At 61.7% G+C, this 21,638-nt stretch carries 19 protein-coding genes and 1 pseudogene; 5 read left to right on the forward strand and 15 right to left on the reverse strand.

Going from position 1 to position 21,638, the window contains the following annotated elements; translation table 11 throughout:
- The 9 genes from M0D64_RS26510 to M0D64_RS26550 form a co-directional block, all read right to left on the reverse strand.
- A partial coding sequence (locus tag M0D64_RS26510) for an aldehyde dehydrogenase family protein (RefSeq protein WP_266259880.1) occupies nucleotides 1–205 on the reverse strand: 205 nt, incomplete at its 3' end.
- 23 nt (nucleotides 206–228) lie between these two features.
- Entirely contained in the window at nucleotides 229–1,143 is a 915-nt protein-coding gene (locus M0D64_RS26515; RefSeq protein WP_154559334.1) for a LysR family transcriptional regulator, read from the reverse strand.
- Between the two features lie 9 nt (nucleotides 1,144–1,152).
- The gene (gene fdxA / locus M0D64_RS26520; RefSeq protein ID WP_097395489.1) at nucleotides 1,153–1,488 is read right to left on the reverse strand and encodes a ferredoxin; all 336 of its coding nucleotides are present in this window, start codon (nucleotides 1,486–1,488) and stop codon (nucleotides 1,153–1,155) included.
- Nucleotides 1,488–2,261, reverse strand: coding sequence for an enoyl-CoA hydratase-related protein (locus tag M0D64_RS26525; RefSeq protein ID WP_154559335.1), 774 nt, complete (start codon nucleotides 2,259–2,261; stop codon nucleotides 1,488–1,490). Before M0D64_RS26525 ends, fdxA begins: the two co-directional genes overlap by 1 nt.
- A complete protein-coding gene (locus M0D64_RS26530; protein WP_266259881.1) occupies nucleotides 2,258–3,439 on the reverse strand; it encodes a CaiB/BaiF CoA-transferase family protein in 1,182 nt (393 codons plus the stop codon). The genes M0D64_RS26525 and M0D64_RS26530 overlap by 4 nt, the downstream gene beginning before the upstream one ends.
- A complete protein-coding gene (locus M0D64_RS26535; protein ID WP_266259882.1) occupies nucleotides 3,436–4,821 on the reverse strand; it encodes an FAD-dependent oxidoreductase in 1,386 nt (461 codons plus the stop codon). Before M0D64_RS26535 ends, M0D64_RS26530 begins: the two co-directional genes overlap by 4 nt.
- A 37-nt stretch (nucleotides 4,822–4,858) precedes the next feature.
- A complete protein-coding gene (locus M0D64_RS26540) occupies nucleotides 4,859–5,698 on the reverse strand; it encodes an ABC transporter permease (protein WP_266259883.1) in 840 nt (279 codons plus the stop codon).
- Nucleotides 5,698–6,531, reverse strand: a complete 834-nt coding sequence (locus tag M0D64_RS26545) for an ABC transporter ATP-binding protein (RefSeq protein WP_266241157.1) — start codon at nucleotides 6,529–6,531, stop codon at nucleotides 5,698–5,700. Before M0D64_RS26545 ends, M0D64_RS26540 begins: the two co-directional genes overlap by 1 nt.
- A 3-nt stretch (nucleotides 6,532–6,534) precedes the next feature.
- Complete coding sequence (locus tag M0D64_RS26550; RefSeq protein WP_154559340.1) at nucleotides 6,535–7,566, reverse strand: ABC transporter substrate-binding protein; 1,032 nt, start codon at nucleotides 7,564–7,566, stop codon at nucleotides 6,535–6,537.
- A gap of 519 nt (nucleotides 7,567–8,085) precedes the next feature.
- Here M0D64_RS26550 and M0D64_RS26555 point away from each other — a divergent pair.
- Complete coding sequence (locus tag M0D64_RS26555; RefSeq protein ID WP_266259884.1) at nucleotides 8,086–9,213, forward strand: porin; 1,128 nt, start codon at nucleotides 8,086–8,088, stop codon at nucleotides 9,211–9,213.
- A 97-nt stretch (nucleotides 9,214–9,310) separates the two neighbouring features.
- Here M0D64_RS26555 and M0D64_RS26560 read toward each other — a convergent pair whose 3' ends face one another.
- Nucleotides 9,311–11,848: a DNA-binding protein gene (locus tag M0D64_RS26560; RefSeq protein ID WP_266259885.1), complete on the reverse strand. Its 2,538-nt coding sequence runs from the start codon at nucleotides 11,846–11,848 to the stop codon at nucleotides 9,311–9,313.
- A 35-nt stretch (nucleotides 11,849–11,883) separates the two neighbouring features.
- On the opposite strand from M0D64_RS26560, the gene M0D64_RS26565 reads away from it, so the two are divergent.
- Together M0D64_RS26565 and M0D64_RS26570 are read left to right on the forward strand one after the other, a co-directional pair.
- The gene (locus M0D64_RS26565) at nucleotides 11,884–12,093 is read left to right on the forward strand and encodes a hypothetical protein (protein WP_154559343.1); all 210 of its coding nucleotides are present in this window, start codon (nucleotides 11,884–11,886) and stop codon (nucleotides 12,091–12,093) included.
- Between the two features lie 181 nt (nucleotides 12,094–12,274).
- Nucleotides 12,275–12,430: pseudogene (locus M0D64_RS26570) on the forward strand (AraC family transcriptional regulator); the annotation flags it as partial.
- Between the two features lie 49 nt (nucleotides 12,431–12,479).
- On the opposite strand, the gene M0D64_RS26575 reads toward M0D64_RS26570, so the two are convergent.
- Nucleotides 12,480–13,229, reverse strand: a complete 750-nt coding sequence (locus M0D64_RS26575) for an Asp/Glu racemase (RefSeq protein ID WP_266259886.1) — start codon at nucleotides 13,227–13,229, stop codon at nucleotides 12,480–12,482.
- A gap of 44 nt (nucleotides 13,230–13,273) precedes the next feature.
- Complete coding sequence (locus M0D64_RS26580) at nucleotides 13,274–14,635, reverse strand: MFS transporter (protein WP_266259887.1); 1,362 nt, start codon at nucleotides 14,633–14,635, stop codon at nucleotides 13,274–13,276.
- 293 nt (nucleotides 14,636–14,928) lie between these two features.
- Here M0D64_RS26580 and M0D64_RS26585 point away from each other — a divergent pair, with 293 nt between their 5' ends.
- Nucleotides 14,929–15,855 (forward strand): LysR family transcriptional regulator, encoded by a 927-nt coding sequence (locus M0D64_RS26585; protein ID WP_266259888.1) that lies wholly within the window; start codon nucleotides 14,929–14,931, stop codon nucleotides 15,853–15,855.
- Between the two features lie 132 nt (nucleotides 15,856–15,987).
- The gene (locus M0D64_RS26590) at nucleotides 15,988–16,953 is read left to right on the forward strand and encodes a D-2-hydroxyacid dehydrogenase family protein (protein ID WP_266259889.1); all 966 of its coding nucleotides are present in this window, start codon (nucleotides 15,988–15,990) and stop codon (nucleotides 16,951–16,953) included.
- Between the two features lie 26 nt (nucleotides 16,954–16,979).
- Here M0D64_RS26590 and M0D64_RS26595 read toward each other — a convergent pair whose 3' ends face one another.
- The 3 genes from M0D64_RS26595 to M0D64_RS26605 form a co-directional block, all read right to left on the reverse strand.
- The gene (locus tag M0D64_RS26595; RefSeq protein ID WP_266259890.1) at nucleotides 16,980–18,743 is read right to left on the reverse strand and encodes an ABC transporter ATP-binding protein/permease; all 1,764 of its coding nucleotides are present in this window, start codon (nucleotides 18,741–18,743) and stop codon (nucleotides 16,980–16,982) included.
- A 369-nt stretch (nucleotides 18,744–19,112) separates the two neighbouring features.
- A complete protein-coding gene (locus M0D64_RS26600; protein ID WP_266259891.1) occupies nucleotides 19,113–20,147 on the reverse strand; it encodes a zinc-dependent alcohol dehydrogenase in 1,035 nt (344 codons plus the stop codon).
- A gap of 33 nt (nucleotides 20,148–20,180) precedes the next feature.
- Entirely contained in the window at nucleotides 20,181–21,632 is a 1,452-nt protein-coding gene (locus tag M0D64_RS26605) for an NAD(P)(+) transhydrogenase (Re/Si-specific) subunit beta (protein WP_266259892.1), read from the reverse strand.
- Between the last annotated feature and the right edge of the window lie 6 nt (nucleotides 21,633–21,638).

Genomic DNA, 21,638 nt, shown 5'->3' on the forward strand with positions numbered 1-21,638 from the left:
CGTTGGCCGGAATCTTGCGCCAGGCTTCGAAGCCGCGCTGCGCGGCGGCCAGCGCGCGATCCAGATCAGGGATGCCGGCGTGAGCCACCTTGCCGATGGCCTTGCCGGTAGCGGGGTTGATGACGTCGAGAGTTTTGCCGCTGGCGGCGTCGCACCACTCGCCGTTGATCAGAAGACGGGTATCTGTATAGCCTGATGTGACCACGTTATGTTCCTGTTAGTTGAAGATCACGCGTCGCGCAACGCCAATTCCACATGCCTCAGGCGCCGCACGATACGTTCGACGAACTCCAGCGTCACGTGAGGTAACGCACGCTGATTGGGTGTGATGACGCCGACGGTGAGTGCGTTCACGTTCACGTCGTCGAGCGGTCTCCATACCACGTCACCGCGCGCCAGTTCGTCGAGGAAAGCCAGTTTGGAAAAAAATGAAATACCCCGCCCTGACGCAATCAGCCGCTTGAGCAGCGTCGTCGAGTTACAGGTGACGCTCGGCTGCAGCGACTCCCAGTACTCGGGAAAGTCGGTCGTGACGACGCCCTGGATCGGCGATCGTCCTTCGAGCCGCAGAAACGCGTGATTACGGCATTCGTCGAAGCTGATGCGCTCCGTCTTCGCCAGCGGATGCGATGACGCCATCACCACACCCGGCGGCAACGATACCTCGGTCACGACATCGAGGCCGGCGGGCAGCTTCGTAATGTACGTAATGCCGACGTCATACTCGCCACTCACGAGTCGCGTCGGTACGTCGTGCGGCGGCACCGCGGCGATCGAATAAGTGACAGCCGGATAGGCGTCCGAAAACTCCTCGACGGTCGCCGGCAGAAAATCGACGAACAGCGAATCCATTGCCACGACCGAGACGTGCCCCTTGCGCTCGCCCTTCAGGTCATCAAGTTCGCTGCGCATCAAGTGGAAGTCGTTCAGCGTCGCGCGAATGTGTTGCAGCATGCGCTCGCCGGCCGCGTTCAGCCGGATGCCGTTCGGCAGTCGGTCGAACAGTTCGGTCCCCATCTCGGCTTCGAGCTTCAGGATCTGCCGGTTGACCGCGCTCGACGCGACATAGAGGTTCTGCGCGGCCTTGCGGATCGAACTGCACCGAGCCACTTCGACAAAATACTTCAGGACATTCGCATGCATCGTGTTTTCTCAGTTCATCGGCCGCACCGTCCAGGCGGCGACCACGGGATGATCGCAGGCTACCTTGCCCACGTCACATGCGCCACCCGGGGAACCGAGCGCACTCGCTTCCGGCCCGAAGAAATCCCGGTTCACGGCGGCGAAGATGGCCTCCGATTGCGGGAGTTCTTCATCGTGAAAGATCGCTTCGGTCGGGCACACCGATACACACACCCCACAGTTGATGCACTCCTCAGGGTGGATGTAGAGCGTGCGCCCACCTTCGTAGATACAGTCGACCGGACAGCATTGCACGCACGCCCCGTCTTTGACGTCGATGCACGGCGAAGTGATGACGTAGGCCATCAGCGTCCACTCCAGACCGGTTTGCGCTTCTCCTGGAACGCGCGCACGCCTTCATTCGCGTCCTCGGATTGCAACGCGGCCACCAAGGCGGGCAGTCGCAGTGCCTGGGCGTCCGCAGGCGAGAGTGTGGAGGTGCGTTTGACCACCTGCTTGATCGCCTGCAGCGACAGCGGGGCGCACGCGAGCAGCGCCTGAACCCAGCGCTCGACGGCGGCGTCCAGTTCGGCACGCGGCACGACTTCGTTGACGAGGCCCATCTCGAGTCCCTCGCGTGCCGAAACGCGGCGGCCGGTCATCAGCATCGCCATCGCCTGGCGGTACGGGATCTGGCGTTGCAGCAGGGTCATGCCGCCGTCAAGCGGCATGCGCCCGACGAGCGCCTCGGGCAGCCCGAAGCTCGCCTCGTCACACGCGACCACCAGATCGCAACCCAGCACCATTTCGAAGCCGCCACCCAGCGCATAACCGTTGACCCGCGCGATAACCGGCACGTTCAGCGTCTCACGAAGCGCAATGCCACCAAAGCCGCCTGGACGCGGCGCCGCCCAGTACTCAAGGCCGCTCACCGACGGATTCTTCAGGTCCGCGCCGACGCAGAACGCGCGCTCGCCTTCGCCCGTCAGAACCACGACCCGCACATCGCGGTTCCGTTCGAGCTCGTTCCACACGCGTTGCAGTTCGGCTTCGGTGGCGAGGTCCACGGCGTTGAGCGCTTCCGGCCGCGCCAGCGTCACCGTGGCAACGTGCTGGTCGATGACAAGACGTACGCTCATACAGCCTCCGTGGCGACCTTGCCGCGCAATTGTTGCAGGACCTCTTCGGTATGCTGGCCGAGGCGCGGCGGCCCACGCCGCAAGCCAACCGGCGCGAGCGAAAGCTCGATCGGGCTGCCGATGAAGCGCACCGGCTGGCCTTCGCCCTCGCCCTCCAGAATCAGCCGGTTATGCAGCGTCTGAGGATCGACCAGCGCTTCACGCAGATCGCGCACCGGTGCACACAGCAGGTCCTGATCTTCGAGGCGTGCGAGCCAGAAGTCGCGCGTGTTGCTTGCAAAGCGCTCCCGGAAAATCCGCTGCAATTCGGTCTTGTGAACGAACTGCTGGTTGAGATTGCAAAAGCGCGCGTCGAGCGACAGGTCGTCGATATCCAGCGCGGCGCAGATGTCGCGCAGCGGATTCGCCTTGAACGCACCCACGAGCACCAGCGCACCATCCTGGGTATCGAAGACACCCGAGAGCGGCATCGCGGCCCAGTTCACTTCCGAGTCGGCCATCATGATCATGGCGGCTTCCTGCATCTGCATCGCGAGCATCGAGTTGTACAGCGACACGTTGACCTTCTGCCCCTCGCCCGTGCGTTCACGGTGCAGCAACGCGAGCAGGATGCCCTGCACCATGTGCATGCCGGCCGAATAATCGGCGAGTGCTGTCGGGTACACGGAAATCGGCAGCGACTCATCAGCGCGGCGCGCCATCACACCGCTCATCGCCTGGGCGAGCACGTCCTGGCCACCCTTGTGCGCATACGGTCCGGTTTCGCCGAAGCCCGTGCCCACCGCGTAGATGATCCGCGGATTCAATCGGCGGCAGTCTTCGTAGCCGACGCCCATACGGTCCATCACGCCCGCGCGGAAATTGCTGACGACCACGTCCGCATCCGCGATCAGCGCCTTCAGATCAGCCAGTTGCTGCGCGTCGCGCAGGTCAAGCGCCACGCTGCGCTTGTTGCGATTCAGACTGCAGAAGATCGGATTGTCCGCACCGGCCACCGGTTCGAACGTCGAACGGCTCAAGTCGCCCGCGCCCTTTCTCTCGACCTTGATCACGTCGGCGCCGTAATCGGCGAGCATCTGCGTGCAGACCGGACCCATCATGACCTGCGTGAGATCGACTACGCGCACGCCGGCAAGCGGCAGGTCAGTTGTCTTCGCGACGTTGTCGGCGACGCTCATGCGACCTCCCGCTTCTCGATGTGTGCGGCAAGCGATGGGACGTCGGCGTTGCGGCCGGTCTGGTCGCCCGGATCGGCGCCTTGTGTGCGCAAGGTCTTCTGCAGCGAGTGCACGTCCACGTCGCGCACTCGCACGCCCGCGTCGAGCGCGAGCGCGGCAGCCACACCGGCGGCTTCGCCCATCGCCATGCAAGGCGGAATTTCGCGCGACATCTTCTGCGCCTGCGAGGTCGCCGAATAGTGGCGGCCGGCAACCAGCAGGTTGTCGATCTGCTTCGGCAGCAACACGCGATACGGCATGTAGTAGTCACGGCCACGCGCGATGCTGTCTTCGAAACGGGTACGCTGCGCGAGGTCGTCCTTCGTCATCACATACTCGCCTTCGAGCAGGCGCGTCTGGCGCACGCCGGTTTGCGGCGCGACATCGATCACGTAACACTGCTCGAACCCGGGCAACTTCTCGCGCACGAAATCGACCACCGCGTGAATGTGCTTCCGGCCCTGTACTTCCGCACGTGTCAGGTCTTCGGGCTTGAGGCCATCGAGACCGGCCATGTGCGGGCAGTTGCACCACACCACACCGGGCAACGGTGTCTTCAGCCACCAGTAGCCCCACGAGCCACCGAGAATGCGCTTGATCTGGCGATCGAGTGCTGCGAATGCCTCGGGTTCTTCGGCTTCGAAACGTTCGGCCGCTTCCGTATCAACGCCGCCGAGTCGAAATACCGTCGTCGTGATATAGGTGCCGCCGACATGCGGCACGCCCGCCGACGCAGCAACATCCAGGTCACCCGTCGCGTCGATCACCACGTCGGCGAGGATCGCTTCACGACCGCTCTTCGTCTCGCAGATTACGCCCTTCACCTGACCGTCTTCGACCAGCGCGCGCGAGAACCATGAATGCAGACGCAACTTGATGCCGAGCGATTCCACCATCTCCAGCGCGACGCGCTTCATCCCATCCGGATCGAACGCTGCAGCGAAGCACACGGGGTGAGGCGTCTTCTGGCTGTGAAAGTCGAAGGTGCCCCAACGCCCCCACTTGCGATACGCGGCAGGATCCTCGCCCCACTCGTCCGAGCGCGGGAACGCCGCCAGCTTGCGCGCCGCCATCCGTTCGATGAAGGTCATGCAGACGCCGCGCACCGAAATTTCCTGCAGGTGGTTGTCCCACATGTCGTCGAGCACCAGCACCATGCCGCCGGATGCGAGGCCGCCAAGGTGGTTGTAACGCTCCAGCAGAATCACTTCGGCGCCGTTGCGCGCCGCCCCGATCGCTGCCGACAGACCTGCGGGACCGCCGCCCACCACCACGACATTTGCCTTGGCCGCAACGCGCACGTCGCGCGCATTTTCCTGAATCAAATCGCTGATCATGTTCACTTGTCTCCTCTGAGAATTCGGGTATTTCGTGTTCGGTTCAATGCGTGCTTTCGGGCTGCCATCTGACCACCAGGCGTTCGATAATCGCGATCACCAGGAAGAACATGCCGGACAGCACAGCGCTCATGATGATTGCCGTGTACAGCAGGGCTGAATCGAAGCTGTAGGTCGCCTGGATGATCATGGCGCCGATACCTTGCGTGGCGCCGATCCATTCGCCGACCACCGCGCCAATTACCGACATCGACGCAGCGATGCGCAATGCGGAGAAGAGATAAGGCAGCGAGGCGTAGAGGCGCAGCTTGAAGAAGATTTCGCGCTTGCTTGCCGACAGGATCTGCATCAGTTCCATCGCCTGCGGGTTCACCGCTTGCAGCCCGCGAACCATATTCACGAGCGTCGGGAAGAAACAGACGATCGCCGCGATCGTGATCTTCGGCTCAAGACCGTTACCCATGATGAGAACGAGAATCGGCGCCTTCGCGACCACCGGAATCGAGTTGATCATCACCGCGACCGGATAGAAGATGTCCTGCAGCGTCTTGTTGTGCACGAAAACGGTGGCGATCAGGATCGCCGCCAGGTTGCCGAGCAGGAAACCTCCCACTGCCTCAATCGCCGTCGGCACGAGGTTCTGAAGCAGCACGTCGCTCTTGTTGAACAGCGTCTCCAGAACCAGGAGCGGCGACGGCGCGATAAACGGCTTCACATGAAAGCCCGCCACCACCGCCCACCACGTGAACAGCAAGCCCGCGACGCCGAGTACCGGCAGGAGGCGCGCGCGCCACAGGCGCTGGCGGCGTTGCGCAAGCCATGCTTGCGCTTCAGGGTCCGCCGCTTGAGACGACAGGTTCAATTGCACTTCGGACGTGGTCATCAGCAGGTCTCCAGTACGCGCCGCAGATAGGCAGCGAGTTCGACGAATTCACGGGTCTCGCGGATATCGAGCGTCCGGTCTTCCGGCAGTCCAACCGGGACGATCTCCTTCACACGCCCAGGATTGGCGGCCAGCATCAGCACGCGCTGGCCGAGAAACGCCGCTTCATAAATGCTGTGGGTGACGAAGAGCGTCGTGAGGCCCATCTCTTTCCAGACGCGACGCAATTCTTCGTTCAGACGGTCACGCGTGATTTCATCGAGCGCGCCAAAAGGCTCGTCCATCAGCAGGACTTTCGGGTCGCTGACGAGCGCTCGCGCAATCGCGACACGCTGGCGCATCCCGCCGGACATCTCGTGCGGGTAGGCGTCCTCGCGCCCCTTGAGGCCGACGAGTTCGAGCAGTTCACGCGGTGTCGCCCGGCCTGCACGCGCCTTGCCACCCGCGACTTCGAGCGGCAACTGCACGTTCTGGATCGCCGTGCGCCACGGCAGCAACGCCGCGTCCTGAAACACGAAGCCGATGTCCCGATGCTCACGCGCGACACGAGGCGCCGCGCCAAGCACGCTGATCTCGCCACGGCTCGGCTTGATGAGGTCCGCTACGACTCGCAGGAACGTCGACTTCCCGCAGCCTGAGGGACCGAGGAGCGTGAGGAATTCCCCGGCGGCGACGTCAAGGCTCAAGCCTTCGATCGCGGTGACGCTGCGCCGGTCGGTGAAAAAGCGCACATTGATATTGCGGCAACTGATAGACAGATTGGTGTCTCGCAGCGCGCCGGCAGACGAGCCCGACCCGTCCGCGCGTGGCGGATTCATAGTGGCAGCATGCATGGATTACACCTTGAGGCGAGAGGAACGGGTAGCGTTGAGAACGTCCATCGTCATCACGTCATCGACCTTGGGCTGACTTCCCCGGAACTGGCCGAGTTGACCGTACATCGTGATCTGCTCCTCCCAGACCTTCGCGTCCATCGTGCCCCAGCCCTGGGTCTGCGTGGCCTGATCGAACGCGTAGCCCATCAGCGAATCGATCGCGACGCGCTCATCGGCGTGGTTCAGATTCGGATATTCCTTGATGAGCAGATCGACAGCCTGGTCGCGATGCGCATTCGCGTAAAGCCAGCCACGCGCGGTTGCGCGCATGAACCGCGTCACGATGTCAGGATGGTCCTTGAGTGTCGCGGTGTTCGCGTAGTACGGCAGCGCGTAGAGGCGCACGCCGGTGTCCCACAGCCGCAGGTCGACGCGATCTGCACCGAGCGCCTTGAGCGCTGTGGTGTTGGTTTGCCAGCCGGTCACCGCGTCGACCTGGCCACTCAGAAGCGGCATCATGTCGGCGCCGATCGGCACGATGTTGACCTGGCTTTCCGGGATCTTGTTCTTCGCGAGCAGCGCCTTGAGCAGCACCATGCCCGTCGACTGGATACCGATACGCTTGCCGATCATGTCGTGCGGCGTGCGCACAGGATTCTTCTTGAGCGAAAAGAAACTGTAAGGATGCTGCTGCAGCCCGACCGCGATACATTTGATCGGCAAACCTTCTGAGACCGCAAGCATGATCGACGGGCTCGACGAAATCTCTCCGGCTTCGGATCGGCCCGAGGCGACAATCGCGACGCCGTCAATGTTCGGGCCACCCGGCTGGATGTGAAAATCGATTCCTTCCTGCTCGTAATAGCCGAGCCGCTTCGCCGTCACCTCACCGACCTGGTTGCCGCCCGGAATCCAGCCCAGTTGCATGTTGACGGTTGCCCTGTCGCCCGCAAAGGCGCGCACAGAAAGCAGCGCGCCCGTTGCAGCCATGCCGCCCGCCGCGAGTGTCATCCGCAGCAAACGCCGACGTCCGGCATTTTCGATTACTGACATCATCTCCTCCGTTGGTCCTTCCTGGATACAAGGGGCCGGTCGTTTAACGCTGAGTGCTGCCGGTCCAAACGATTATTAAGAGCCAAAAGTGTCCCCGCAAGCATCAATTTTGAAGATGAGCGATGCCGGAATTAGCTCACCCATTCTGCGTAAAACATCAGACAAATTGCACGCGAGCGTGCGCGATTCGCGCACCTCCAAGCCCTCGATGCGCTAAAAATTCGATCACTGGTGGTCAAATTCGGTGCTAGCTGTCGTGAATTTTGTTCCGCAAGAATCGCCAGCAATCGCACCAGATTCGCATCGCCGTACAGGTCGATTACCGAAAGGCAGTGGTCGCGACAGACCTTCACGGCGCGGGAACGCCAGGCTGATCTGTCCATTCACCCGAGAAAGTTGAGACGGTTATCGGAGACACAAAGCCTTCCCTGCGCAATGACTTTGTTTCGTGATCCTAAAAACAATTCAGATTCAAGTATTTGCTTTCACTTTCCCAAAACAAGCCATTCAAAGGAAATCATGAATCGACGCATCTTTGTTCTCGCTTCAATGGCCCTGCTCTGCCAGACGGCATCCGCCCAAAGCAGCGTGACCCTGTACGGGCTGATCTCGACCGGCATCGTCTACGCGAACAATCAGAAAGGGGCCGACAAGCAAGGCCACGCGACGTGGCAATTCGCGAGCGGCCCGATGCAGACGCCTCGCTGGGGGATGAAGGGCGTAGAGGATCTGGGTGGAGGTCTGAAGGCCATCTTCACGCTGGAAGGCGGCTACAGCCTGGCGACTGGCGCACTGTCCCAGGGAGGCCGTGAGTTTGGCAGGCAGGCGTTTGTCGGCTTGTCGTCGGATACCCTCGGAACGGTGACGCTCGGCCGTCAATACGACGAGGCGGTAACTCTGTGTGTATTCTCGTCGGCCTGTCAGTTCGCGGCGTACGGCGCGCACATTGGCGACAGTGATAACGTGTTCGACACGTTCCGGATCAATAACGCGGTCCAGTACAAGAGCATCGACTACAAAGGTCTTCAGTTCGAAGGGCTCTACGGTTTCTCGAATAAGGCGGGCGGCTTCTCCGACAACAATGCCTATAGCGCCGCGGTGCAGTATCGCAACGGGCCGCTATCAGCCGGCCTGGCGTTCCTTCAGGTCAATACGCCGAACGACGCCAATAACACGAACGGCGCGGTGGTCAACGACTATGGCTTCACGTCACCGTTCATCACGAATCCGGCGACCAAAGCGGGCGTCAACAAGCAGAGGATGTTTGGAGCGGGCGGCGCTTACGCGTTCGGGCCGGCGAACCTGTCGCTGCTTTATACCAACGCGCGATTCGACTATCTCGACACGTCGCGCCTGACGCTGCAGAATTTTGAAGTTTCGTTGACCGACTACGTGACGCCGCAGCTCATTCTGGGCGCCGCGTATATCTTCACGACAGGGCAATATCACCCGCAGAACAACAGTCCAAAATGGCATCAGGTGAATACCGGCGTGGACTACCTGCTCAGCAAGCGCACCGATCTATTTCTGGTTGGCATCTATCAGAAAGCGGCGGGTGATGCGCAGTACGCGCAGATCTATTCGCTCTCACCGTCCACCACCAAGTCGCAAGTGTCAGCGGTGGTCGGACTCCGGCATAAGTGGTAAGCCGTGTGATTTGCCGGCACGACGGCGCAGAACGCCGGATCAAAGGATCCGGCGTTCTTCAGTGGGCTGGCCGGCGATGTCGATGGCCAGCAGGAAATCAACGCTCTACCTTCGACATAACCGCCGTCGTCGGGTCATACCGATAACCCTTCTGCGAAAGTCGCTCGGTCATCGTCGCCCCGATCAGCTTTTGCTGCGTGTCACGGGATACCAACTCACTATCGGGTTTAAGCCGCTCAAGCTCAGACGAGAGCTTCCGGATGAGCGCCACTTCTCCTGTGCTGCGTGAGTCGATGAACAATAGCTTTTCGTTTGCCGAAGCGAGTCGTTCCTTCAGGTCTTTAGCATGCTCCACCCACTGTTCAGCAATCGTGCGAAGCTCGTTAAAGGCCTTCTCATGCGCTTTGGCCTGAGCCGATATCTGCCGTTGTAACTCGACGACTTCTTCCGCCTTCGCAGAGTCGCCCGCCTGAAGGGCAAGTTGATGGCTGCGCCGCGCTTCTTCCGCGCGAGCCTTCTCGACTTCTCCAAGGCGCTGCGCCAATGTCGCCGCATGCTGTTCGGCGGCCTCTGCCCGCTCCTTCGCGGCAGACGCATCCTGCGAAACCTGAGCCAGTTCAGCGATCGCGGCCGCTTTCGCCTCAGTCATGGCGCTGACCTGCTCCCGCGCCGCCTCGAGTTCCCGGGTGACGCGCTGCAGTTCGTCGTGCTGAATCGACGCTGCCCCGCTCCGCTCTGCGTTTGTCCGCCGCTCTGCTTCGAGCGCGATCCGCGCTTCCTCGAGTTCCCGAGTGACGCGCTGCAGTTCGTTGAGCTGGACCGACGCTTCCTCGCCCCGCGCCGCGCTTGTCTGGCGCTCGGCAGCGAGCGCAGTGCGCACCTCATTGAGTTCAGCTTCGATCGCGGCAACCCGCGCGAGGCTCTCGCTCACCTGTGCCGTGGCGGCTTCTGCGCGTGATGAAGCCGCACTGGATTCCTGCGACCATCGTTCCGCTTCGGCAGACTTCGCCTGCTCGGCTTCTGCGAGACGCTGCTGCAACGTCACCGCATGCTGTTCCGCGAACTCTGCCCGCTCCTTCGCGGCAGACGCGTCGTGCGAGACCTGGACCAGTTCAGTGGCCGCGGCCGCGTTCGCCTCAGTCATGGCGCTGACCTGCTCCCGCGCCGCCTCGAGTTCCCGGGTGACGCGTTGCAGTTCGTCGCGCTGAATCGACGCTTCCCCGCTCCGCGCTTCGCTTGTCCGGCGCTCTGCTTCGAGCGCGATTCGCGCCTCCTCGAGTTCCCGACCGACACGCTGCAGTTCGTTGAACTGACCCGACGCTTCCTCGCTCCGCACTGCGCTCGCCTGACGCTCTGCTGCAAGCGCGGCATGCGCCTCATCCCGTTCAGCCTCCAGCGCGGCGGCCCGCGCGAGGCTCTCGTTCGCCTGCGCCGTAGCGGCTTCTGCACGCGACGAAGCCGCGCCAGATTCCTGCGCCCATCGATCAGCTTCGGACGACTTCGCCTGCTCGACTTCTGCGAGGCGCTGCTGCAACGTCGCCGCTTGCTGCTCGGCGGCCTCTGCCCGCTCCTTCGCGGCAGATGCATCCTGCGAGACCCGCGCCAGTTCGTCCCTCGCGACAGACGCATCGTGCGAAACCTGAGCCAGCTCAGCGCTCACAGCCGCCTTCGCCTCAGTCATGGCGCTGACCTGCTCCCGCGCCGCCTCCAGTTCCCGTCCGACGCGCTGCAATTCATCAAACTGAATCAACGCTTCCTCGCTCCGCGCCGCGCTCGTCTGGCGCTCTGCTTCGAGCGCAAAGCGCGCCTCATCCCGCTCAGCCTCGAGTCCAGCAACCCGCGCGAGACTCTCGTTCATCTGCGCCGTGGCCGCTTCTGCGCGCGCCGAAGCCTCGCTAGCCTCATCCAACGCTCTATCCGCTTCGGCCGACTTCGCCTGACAGTCGTAGCCGATCGAGGTAACCTCCTGCCGCGCCTCGTCGAGCTCCTGCTTCATTTGTGCGATCTGATCGTGGTGGCTGGAAGCAGCAGCGGCCAACTCCCCACGCGCGTGACGCTCCTGGTCGAGTTCCGCCTTCGTGTGCTCCAGCGCGGCCTCTTCCACCGACACACGTTGTGCCAGTTCTTCCGCGCGAGCCTCGCCAGCGTCAGCACGCGCCGTAGCGGCCGCGAGTTCCGCCGCCAGACGCGTGGACGTATCCTCGGCGATGCTCAGCGCGCTCGCCAGCGCACTATGCCGCTCACGCCCGGCTTCGACTTCCGCCGCTGTCTTCTGATACTCGGCAAGCGCCTCATCCCGTTCCGTGCGGGCAGCATCGAGGTGCTGGTTCACGGCACTCAGGTGCTGACTGACCGCCCGGTCAGCTTCGCCTTGGGCGGCCATCCAGAGCCGCTCAGCGGCACTCGTCATGGTTCCGGCGATATGCTCCGGCAACCCGGCCTGGACCTGCACATGGGGCGTGAGGGGCTGTCGCGCTTCGCGCCAGCGTTGCAAAGCTGCCGCAATGGCAACGATCGAACCGCCAGGAATCTCCGGCCAAATGGTCACTGGAGACACCTTCCGGCCTTCTTCGACCATGCGATCTGCGATTCCGGCGACGAGTTCGTCCGTGATTGTGTCTGCGTCCGTAGACATAAGCGCCTCAAAGCTCATTTTGACCTGACGAAAAATTGAGTCCCCAATACGTTACTCCACCCAGCGATATTCCCGATGAAAGGAATGCGGGTTGGCTCATACCGCGCGATTCGCCGTTCACTGAAAAAACCGGCAACGCGGTGACTGACGTCATCCGCGCGGTACAGCGTGAGATCGATATTATGGGCGATATCAAGGCGGCATCGGACGAACGGACGCGCGGCGTCAAACCGGCCACTATTTAAGGCGAACTGTTCGACGTCTTTTCTATTTCTTATTCGCCGAGATGCAGCGCGGCGTATTCCAGCTTCCGGTTGTCGGTCGCAAGCGCCTGGTCGCGACACTGCCGGTGGCGCCAGCAATGACGATGAGCGCGTTCATTGATGGCGCCTCCCGCACTTACTTGCCCTGGAGCAGAAGACCCAGCGGGGCGAGCGGGCGAGATCGCTTGTCCACGGCAGCGACCTTGACCTCGATGCCATCGCAGTCGAGGTCGGCTACGCTGACGGGGCGACGTTGGGAACGCTCTTGCGTGATCGCTTAGGGCGGGGAGTGCACGAGCTTCGCGCAGAGCTCCGCTAATGTACAAAGCCGCATTCGAAAAAATCGGCTGCGCGTCAACGATAGCCGATCACACCCCGGCAAGCAACGCCCCCGCGCCAGGGACGATCGGCTCAAGCTTAAGATGATCCAGCATGCGCCGAACGGTGCATACCGCAGTCGAGACGGTGCGGATTCCCAGCATGTCTTCAATGCGCTGAATCGCCGGCAATGAAGGCATCTGGACGCAAGCGGACGCCACCACGACGTCCGCGCCTTCCGTGTTCAGACCGCGAACGTCGTCGACCAGTTGCATCGGGTCGCGCAGACCTACTTCAAGGTTGTCGGGAATCTCGAAGCAGAGGGAATCGATGACCTCAATGCCTTCGTTCTCGATATAAGCGACGACAAGGTCAGTCAAGGGCCGCATGTACGGCGCCATCAGCGAAATCCGGCGGGCGCCCATGATCTTCATACCTTCTACCAACGCGCCCGCGGAGGTCATGACGGGCGCAAGACAATGATTGGCGCGCGCAACTTCCAGCAGTTCGCGTTCGGTTTGCCGATGATATCCGGGCCCCATCGCCATGATCGCAACCAGGCACGCCGTGCTCATGACATCGACACGCGCGTCGGCGAGTTCCGCCGCGCAGCGCAGACCTTCCTTGTTCATCGCGACCAGTTCTTCCTTCGTGACCTTGTGCATTCTCATCCGGCTCGAATGGAAAGTGAACCGCTCGGGACGGATCGCTTCACGGGCACGCAGCATGGCGGGAATTTCCGTTTCCATGGTCGTATTCGAGCTTGGAACGATCTGTCCGATACGAAAATTTTGAGGCATCTTTCTCTCCAAATAGAATTAGGTATCCAAATTTATGAACTGACTCAGTCCGGCATGCCCGTGCCACGCGTCTCCGGCAAAAACCACGGAACCACGATACCGATCAGATACACAGAGCCGAGTGCCAACGCAGCTTGAGACACACCACCGAACGATTTGATCATGCTGCCCGCGATGATCGGGAACACCCACGCGATCAGACGCGCAGCATTGAACACGAAGCTAATCGCGGTGGAGCGCACGCTGGAACCAAAGAGTTCACATGGGTAGATCGCCATCCAGACATAGGCACAGCCCAAGGTGAAGAAGCCATTGATTGGCGCAACGACCATCATCGCTTCGACGCTCGTCGTCAGCTTGTACGTGACGACCGTTGTGAGCAGCGCACCGACGAAAGTGAGTGACAGGAACGCTCGCCGGCCGATTGCATCCACTACGAAGCCCGCGATCATGTAGGCCGCAATCGCGCCGATGGTGTACGCGATCGATATCTTCGAGCCCCACGACAACGCATCGGGGATGCCTTCGGCTTTAGCGAGCGCTACGGTATAAGTCGGCAGCCAGCTGGAAATGGCCCACCAACCAACGGTCGTGACGATCGACAGCACAAGCAGAAGCAGCGTGCGGCGCAGCGCTTCGGGTTCGCTGAACAGTTGCGTGAGCGTGAAGGGGCGCTTGTCGGATGCAGGCGCGTCGCCCGCAACCGGTTGCGTGTTCGTCGTGCTCGTCGCGCTCCAGCGTTTCTCGCGCACCGCGCGTTGCCATTTCTCCGACTCGTTGACCCCACGGCGGATGTACAGCACAAAAAGCGCGGGGACTGCGCCAAGCACGAACATCAGCCGCCAGGTTTCGGCGCCGAGTGGATGCGCCGACGAAAGCGCGTACCAAACGACCGCCGCGATCAACGTGCCCCAGCCGAAACCCGATTGCAGGAAACCCGCCCCTTTCGCACGCGCCCGCTCAGGCCAGGTTTCCGACAGCAACGCGACGCCCGTGCTCCATTCGCTGCCCATGGCGAGGCCGGTCAGGAAGCGCAGCCCGCACAACACCCAGAAGGTTTGCGAGAATGCGGTCAAACCCGAAAACACCGCATAGAGGAAGACTGACCAGAGCATCATCCGCTTGCGTCCAACATAGTCCGCGAGAATCCCGCCGATCAGACCGCCCGCCCCCCAGCCAAGCAACGTGATGCCGATAACCAGACCTGCGTATGTCGTGGGCGACGCGGCTTGTGCCGGCGACAGCACCGAATGCAGCATCGGCCCAAGCACGACGACAAGTGCCAATGCCTCATAGCCGTCGAAAATCCAGCCGAGAAAGCTGGCCTTCAGCACACGCCAGTGCATTGCCGTGAGCCCCTCGTACCAGCGCGTTCGCGCGCTCAAGGCCAGTTGTTTGTGTTCCATCTTTCGTCTCCTTCATGTTTTCAACCGAGTTTTCCTGCGTGCCGGCCGTCCACCGGCTTGTGCTTCTGAAAAGGCTGATGGGCCGGCGTCCAGGACAACCGCGCCGCCTCGACATAGAATCGCGAGGCACAGTGCCCGGTCGCACGCCTCAACCGATCGTCCTGCGAGGATTGAGCCCTATGGCACACAGGATGCCGGTCGGCAGGCGGATTGAAAACTTCTCAATGTTCAATAGAGGCATCGCCAACCGCGATGGGTGCCCGCGACCGGATAGCCAACCCGAAGGAGTAAGGATGCGTGTTTCAGCAGAACGGCCGTTGCGCCTCGACATGGAGTCCCTGCGCATTTTTGTGGCTGTCATTGAGGAGGGCAGCATTGCCGCGGCGGCGGCCCGCACGCATATCGTGGCGTCAGCCGTCAGTAAGCGCGTATCGGATCTCGAAGAGGACGCCGGCACGCCGCTGTTGTATCGGCACAGCCGCGGTGTGCAACCTACGCCGGCGGGCGAGGCGCTCTATCACCACGCGAAGCGGCTGAGCGAGCACCTGCAGCAAATTTCGGATGAATTGTCTGAGTATTCGGCGGGATTGAGGGGCCATACCCGGATTTATGTGAACTTTACGGCCATGGTCCAGTATCTGCCGGGTGTGCTGCGCACCTTCCTGAGCACCAATCCGAAGGTGCGGATCGATATGGCCGAGAAGTCGAGCGATGAAGTCGTCCAGGCAATCGCAAGCGGTGTCGCCGATCTCGGCATCTGCGCGGCTGCCAAGGATGCCCTCGGCGATCTGCAGTGGCGTCCATACACCGTCGATAAGCTGGTCGTGATCGTGCCGTCGGATCATCGGCTCGCCGAGCGCGCAAGCGTGACCTTCGCCGAAGTTCTGGAGGACGACTTCGTCAGCATGCCGTACGGCACGTCCATTTCGAAGTTGTGTCGCGCCGCCGCTGAGCGTGCCGGCATGCGGCTTCGCGTGCGCATCGAAGTGACCAGCTTCGAGGGCGTGCGCAACATGGTCAGCGCGGGTCTCGGCATTGGCGTGCTTCCCAAGGGAAGCGTGACGCCTTATATGCAGTCGGTGCCGTTTCGCGTCGTTGAGCTTGATGAACCGTGGTCGCAGCGGCCGCTGGTGATCATCGCTCGCAACTTTGAGACGCTGCCGCTGCCTGCACGCATGCTGGTCGACCACCTCAAAAAGCACCGGGATAACGAGCCATGAGGACTGTCACCAGTCGATGGTGAGCCATCGCGGCTCGCGATGGGTGGCGTCGTTACTTATTGATTTACCTGACGGGCCGGGATTCTTAGCATTCGGGTAGCAGCAATATCAACAACTCATGGAGCGCGCAACATGAACCCCAAACTCCCGATCAAGGTCGCCGTCCTCGACGACTATCAGAACGTCGCGCTGAGCGTGGCAGACTGGTCGCCGCTTAAGGACCTGGCAGATGTGACGGTGTTCAACGATCACGTCGCTGATATCGGGAGCCTGATTCAACGCCTGCAGCCATTCGACGTCGTATGCGTGATGCGGGAACGCACACCGCTGTCCCGTGTGGTCATCGAAAGCCTGCCGAACCTGAAGCTGATTGCCTCGACCGGCCCGGGGAATGTATCGATCGATCAGGAGGCGGCTGCCGAACGCCGCATCGAAATTCGTCATACGGGCTATTCGTCCACGCCGACGATCGAGATGACGTGGGCGCTGATTCTCGCGATGGCCCGCAACATTCCTCTCGAGACTCAATCAGTGCGTCAGGGAGGCTGGCAGCTTTCGCTTGGCGAACAACTCGCGGGCAAGACGCTCGGATTGCTTGGCCTTGGCCATATCGGCTCGGCTGTCGGCATCATCGGCCGGGCATTCAGAATGAACGTCATCGCGTGGAGTGAGAACCTCACCGAGGAACGTGCTGCGGAAAAAGGCGTGCAGCGAGTCAGCAAGGATGTGCTGTTCTCCACTTCCGATTTCCTGTCGATCCACTTGCGGTTTAGCGAGCGAACCCGAGCTTTGGTCGGCGCGACGGAACTCGCGCAGATGAAACCCACGAGCCGGCTGATCAATACGTCGAGAGGAGCGATCGTCGACAATGCCGCCCTGCTTCGGGCACTCACGACCGGTCAGATTGCCGGCGCTGCGCTGGACGTGTACGACGTCGAACCGCTCGAGAATCCGCACCCGCTGCGCGAATTGCCCAACGTACTCGCGACGCCTCATATCGGCTATGTGTCGAAGGAACTGTATCGCACCTTCTATGGCGATACGGTGCAGAACATCGTTCGGTGGCTTGATGAAACCGGGCGTTCTGCGCAAGGGTAGCGGTCAACAAGTCACGTAAGTCACGTCTACGGCGGCGGTGTATGTGCCACTGTGTGCTCGCGCGCGCGCACAATATCGAGCGTCTCCTGGTGGAATGCCGCTAGCGACTCGCGGTGCGTGACACTGACAATCGCGGCTTTCGGCAATCGCTCGGTCAACAGGCGATACAGATACGCTTCGTTCTCGGTATCGAGCGCACTCGTCGCTTCGTCGAGAAACACGTAGTCAGGCTTGTGCATCAGCACACGAGCGACTGCTAGCCGCTGTTGCTCGCCGGGAGAAAGAATGCGCCACCAATGGTCAGATTCGTGCAATCGGTCGACGTAGCCTTCGAGCCGGCACAGACGCAGCGCCTCGCAACATTCCTCGTCGCCGAAGTGGGCGGCCGCTGCTGGATAGGTGAGCCCAGCCTTCAGGGTGCCAACCGGCAGGTAGCTCTGCTGCGGGACGAACATCATGCGCGCGTTCACAGGTGCATCAATCGAGCCGTTTCCGAACGGCCAGAGACCCGCCAGCGCGCGCAACAGCGTGCTCTTGCCTGAGCCGGAAGGCCCACGCACGCGCCAGCGCGAACCTGGCTTGACCGCAATGTCGCGCACGCTCGCGAGCGTCTCGCCGTTGGGCAGCGCAAGCGTGAGGGTGTGCGTGGCGAGCTGGCTCTCGTCGACGTAGTGCAGATTGATGCCGCCATGCTCGGTGGCGGGCGACACAGACTCCTTCAGATGAGGTAGCTGCATGACGCGCTTGAACTCGCGCAGACGATTAACGGTGGCGCGCCATTGGACGAGCGTGTCGTAATTGTTGATGAACCATGAAAGCGATCCGCTAACCGAACTGAATGCGTCGGCGATTTGCATCAGTGTCCCGAAACTGAACACACCCGCGAAGTAACGGGGCGATGCCACGACGATCGGAAAGATTTCGGCGATCTGAGCGTAGAAATTAAGCACGAAGCTGTAGCGCCGCGTGTACTTCATCACGCGCCACCAGTTTTCGCGAATCCGGCCGAACAGGTCCTGGGCGGTCGATTCCTCGGTCCGCATCCCGTCGTAGAACGCAATCTGCTCGGCGTTTTCGCGCAGACGGATCAGGCCAAACCGGAAATCCGCCTCGACGCGCTGCAACTGGTAGTTGATCGACACAAGCGGGTGCCCGACCTTGTTGGTCAGGAGCGAGCCGGCAATCGCATAGACGATGGCTGCCCACAGCATGTAGCCCGGAATCTGGACCGGCGTGCCGCCAATCATGACGGCCAGAGCGCCCGCCGTGCTCCATAGGACGATCGAGAACCAGACGAGTGTTTCGAGTGTCGAGAGCAGATCGAGTGTGAGCGAAAGTGTGGTGTTGGCGAATGACTCGAGGTCGACAGCGACCCGCTGATCAGGGTTGTCGGCGAGGCGGTCGCGCTCGATGCGATAGAAGGTGCCGTCGCCCAGCCATTCCTGCAGATAGCGTGTGGTCAGCCACTGGCGCCATCGGAAGCCAAGCATCTGGCGCAGATAGCGGTTATAGACGGAGATCGCGACGAACGCGAACGCAAGCGCGCTGAAAAGCAGCATCAATTGCGGGAATTCATGGACCTTCCTGCCTTCCAGTGCGTTGTAGAAATCACGGTTCCACGTATTCAGGCGGGCGTTGATGCCGACCAGAACCAGGTCCATGACGATGATCGTGATCAGCAGACTCCACGCGGTCTTGCGTTCCTCAGAGACCCAGTACGGTCTGATCAGGCTCCAGGCTGAGACACGGTCCGCTTGCCCGGACGCAGGGCCGGAAGATTGGTCGCTCATGAACGCCCCTTAACGCGCAGTGAATACGGACCGAGTGCACGGGGTGATTGTAGGGTGTGACCTGTCCAGCCGTCGATGCGACTTTAATCTTCGCCAGCCATGGCTTCGATATGATCGATTTCGACATCCGCGACGAAGACCAGTACCCGGCAGGTGCTAGTGCGGGCCCGGTTCGCCGACAAGTCATGGTTACTCGACGGAGCAATGATAAGTCGGGTGTTTATGCTGCTGGCCAAGGCACGGCGTGGCACGCCGATTTCGAGCACGATTTGGCGACCGGAGTATTCGGCGTCAGCTCCGTTTAGTTCGATTGCGTTATATGGCCGTAGAGCCGGACCGGGGTCCGGCAGCCACGATAGCGCCCTCCTCTCAACCCTTGGCGAACTCGAGCACCACGCGCGACGGGACATCGCCGTGCGCGAGGCGATGGAACACGCTGTTGATCGCCGAGAGCGGCTGCAACTCGATATCGGCCTTGACCTTGCCGTCAGCGGCGAAGGCAAGCGCTTCGGCCATGTCCCGGCGATTGCCGACAAACGAGCCTCGAATCGTGATGCAGTTCGCCACGACGTCGAACAGGGGTGTCGGAAACTCGCCCGGCGGCAACCCAACCAGCACACATGTACCGCATTTGCGCGTCATGCCAACGCCTTGCTTGAATGCGGCCAGCGACGGCGCCGTAATCAGTACGCCATGCGCACCGCCCCCAGTGGCCTTTCTGACGGCCGCAATCGCATCGCCGTCCTTGGCGTTGACCATGGCATCGGCGCCAAGGCGTTTGGCATGCGCGAGCTTGCCGTCATCGATGTCGACTGCGCACACATGCAAGCCCATCGCCTTGGCATACTGAATGCCGAGGTGTCCGAGGCCACCGACGCCAGAGACCACGACCCATTCACCTGGGCGCGCCTGAGTCTCCTTGATGCCTTTGTACGAGGTGATCCCGGCACAGATGAGGGGCGCCGCGTCGCGGGCCGCCAGATGGGCTGGGATATGTGCCACATAGTTCGGATCGGCGACGATGTATTCGGCGAATCCACCGTTCTTCGTATAACCGCCAAACTGTGCTTCGGCACATACGGGCTCACGCGCCGCGAGGCAAAACTCGCAATGTCCGCAAGCGGAGTAGAGCCACGGTACGCCGACCCGGTCGCCTTCCTTCACGGCCGTTACACCCGCACCAAGGGCGGCGACGATGCCGATGCCTTCATGGCCCGGTATGAACGGCAATGTGGGCTTTAACGGCCAGTCCCCGTTTGCGGCATGCAAATCAGTGTGGCATACGCCGCACGCTTCGGTCTTCACCAGGATCTGGCCTGGACCGGGCTCGGGAATATCCAGTTCCTTTAGCACCAGTGGCTTGCCGAACTGTTCGACGACGGCAGCTTGCATTTTCGATGTCATGGCTTGTTCCTCGGTTGCGATGAATTCAGCGCACTAGGCAACAGCGGGCAATCCAAGCCCTCTGACCGCTTCACTCATCTTGATGAGCACGGTCTGGGCGTCGCCATAGACCATGTTGCAGTTGTCTGCGTAAAAGAGTTCATTGACGATGCCGGCGTAGCCCTTGCCTTCCCCGCGCTTGATCACAAACACCTGCTTGGCGTGATCGGCGTTGAGAATCGGCATGCCGTAAATGGCCGACGATTTGTCGGTGCGCGCGGCCGGGTTGACCACGTCGTTGGCGCCGATCACTAGCGCAACATCCGTAGTGGCGAACTGGTCGTTGATGTCCTCGAGTTGGAAGATCGCGTCGTAGGGCACGCCAGCTTCGGCCAGCAGCACGTCCATCTGGCCCGGCATGCGGCCAGCCACCGGGTGCACCGCAAACTTCACCGACACGCCGCCCGCCTGAAGCAGCTTGACGAATTCGTACAGCTTGCCTTGCCCCTGCGAGACCGCGAGACCGTAACCCGGGACGATAATCACCGAGGCCGCATAGCGCATCGCGATGCCGGCGTCGCCTGGCTGCGTCGGCTTCAGGCTGCCCTTGATCTTGCCCTGCTTGCGCGTGGCGACCTCACCGAAGTTGGTGAAGATCACATTGCTCACGGAACGGTTCATGGCCTTGGCCATCAGCAGTGTCAGCAACATGCCGGCTGCACCGACCACCATGCCGGCGATCATCAGTGCGGGGTTCTGCAACACGTAGCCTTCAATGCCGACCGCGAGGCCGGTAAAGGCGTTAAAGATCGAAATCACCACCGGCATATCGGCACCGCCGATTGGCAGCGTCATCAGAACGCCGAGCGCCAGCGCACAACCGAAGAACAGATAAATCCAGGTCGGCATCGTCAATATCAGCGCGGAGTTGTCCGCGCTTGCGACGACGATGTAGCCGCCAACCACGAAGGTTGCCAGCAACACCAGTCCATTGAACACCTGCTGCCCTTTCACTCGTACGGGCTTGTTGATGACCCCATCGAGTTTGGCCCAGGCGATCAGCGAACCCGACAGGGAAACCGCGCCGATCAGCGCGCCTAGCAAGGTCATGATGAGCGCGGGCGCACCCTGCGCCTTGTTGCCGAACAGTTCCACGGCGGCAATCGCGCCGGCCGCGCCGCCACCCATGCCGTTGTAAATCGCCACCATCTGCGGCATGGCGGTCATCGCCACCTTGCGGCCGCCCCACCAGGCCAACCCGCCGCCCAGCGCCAAAGCAACGACAGCGAGCCCCAGGTTGACCGGCAGGTTGGGCCGGGCCGCCGCGCCGACGTCGAAGGCGTACAGGAAGCTCGCGAGCACGGCCACGGCCATGCCGATACCGGCGACGAAAATGCCCGAAGGCGCCGTAACAGGCGACGACATGCGGTGCAGGCCGTAGAGAAAGAGAAAAGCAGCAGCGAGATCGACCACGCCGATGCCGAGTTGGGGGAGCAGGGTCAACATGGCGGC

Origin of the sequence: Paraburkholderia sp. WS6, assembly GCF_030464835.1 — a bacterium.
Taxonomy (GTDB): domain Bacteria; phylum Pseudomonadota; class Gammaproteobacteria; order Burkholderiales; family Burkholderiaceae; genus Paraburkholderia; species Paraburkholderia madseniana.

Bases quoted from the DNA above. Each gene is read 5' to 3' on its own strand.
- fdxA (WP_097395489.1), bottom strand. From the start codon at position 1,488: ATGGCCTACGTCATCACTTCGCCGTGCATCGACGTCAAAGACGGGGCG.
- M0D64_RS26575 (WP_266259886.1), bottom strand. From the start codon at position 13,229: ATGCCTCAAAATTTTCGTATCGGACAGATCGTTCCAAGCTCGAATACG.
- M0D64_RS26555 (WP_266259884.1), top strand. From the start codon at position 8,086: ATGAATCGACGCATCTTTGTTCTCGCTTCAATGGCCCTGCTCTGCCAG.
- M0D64_RS26595 (WP_266259890.1), bottom strand. From the start codon at position 18,743: ATGAGCGACCAATCTTCCGGCCCTGCGTCCGGGCAAGCGGACCGTGTC.
- M0D64_RS26550 (WP_154559340.1), bottom strand. From the start codon at position 7,566: ATGTCAGTAATCGAAAATGCCGGACGTCGGCGTTTGCTGCGGATGACA.
- M0D64_RS26515 (WP_154559334.1), bottom strand. From the start codon at position 1,143: ATGCATGCGAATGTCCTGAAGTATTTTGTCGAAGTGGCTCGGTGCAGT.
- M0D64_RS26580 (WP_266259887.1), bottom strand. From the start codon at position 14,635: ATGGAACACAAACAACTGGCCTTGAGCGCGCGAACGCGCTGGTACGAG.
- M0D64_RS26560 (WP_266259885.1), bottom strand. From the start codon at position 11,848: ATGTCTACGGACGCAGACACAATCACGGACGAACTCGTCGCCGGAATC.
- M0D64_RS26545 (WP_266241157.1), bottom strand. From the start codon at position 6,531: ATGCATGCTGCCACTATGAATCCGCCACGCGCGGACGGGTCGGGCTCG.
- M0D64_RS26605 (WP_266259892.1), bottom strand. From the start codon at position 21,632: ATGTTGACCCTGCTCCCCCAACTCGGCATCGGCGTGGTCGATCTCGCT.
- M0D64_RS26600 (WP_266259891.1), bottom strand. From the start codon at position 20,147: ATGACATCGAAAATGCAAGCTGCCGTCGTCGAACAGTTCGGCAAGCCA.
- M0D64_RS26530 (WP_266259881.1), bottom strand. From the start codon at position 3,439: ATGAGCGTCGCCGACAACGTCGCGAAGACAACTGACCTGCCGCTTGCC.
- M0D64_RS26540 (WP_266259883.1), bottom strand. From the start codon at position 5,698: ATGACCACGTCCGAAGTGCAATTGAACCTGTCGTCTCAAGCGGCGGAC.
- M0D64_RS26590 (WP_266259889.1), top strand. From the start codon at position 15,988: ATGAACCCCAAACTCCCGATCAAGGTCGCCGTCCTCGACGACTATCAG.
- M0D64_RS26525 (WP_154559335.1), bottom strand. From the start codon at position 2,261: ATGAGCGTACGTCTTGTCATCGACCAGCACGTTGCCACGGTGACGCTG.
- M0D64_RS26585 (WP_266259888.1), top strand. From the start codon at position 14,929: ATGCGTGTTTCAGCAGAACGGCCGTTGCGCCTCGACATGGAGTCCCTG.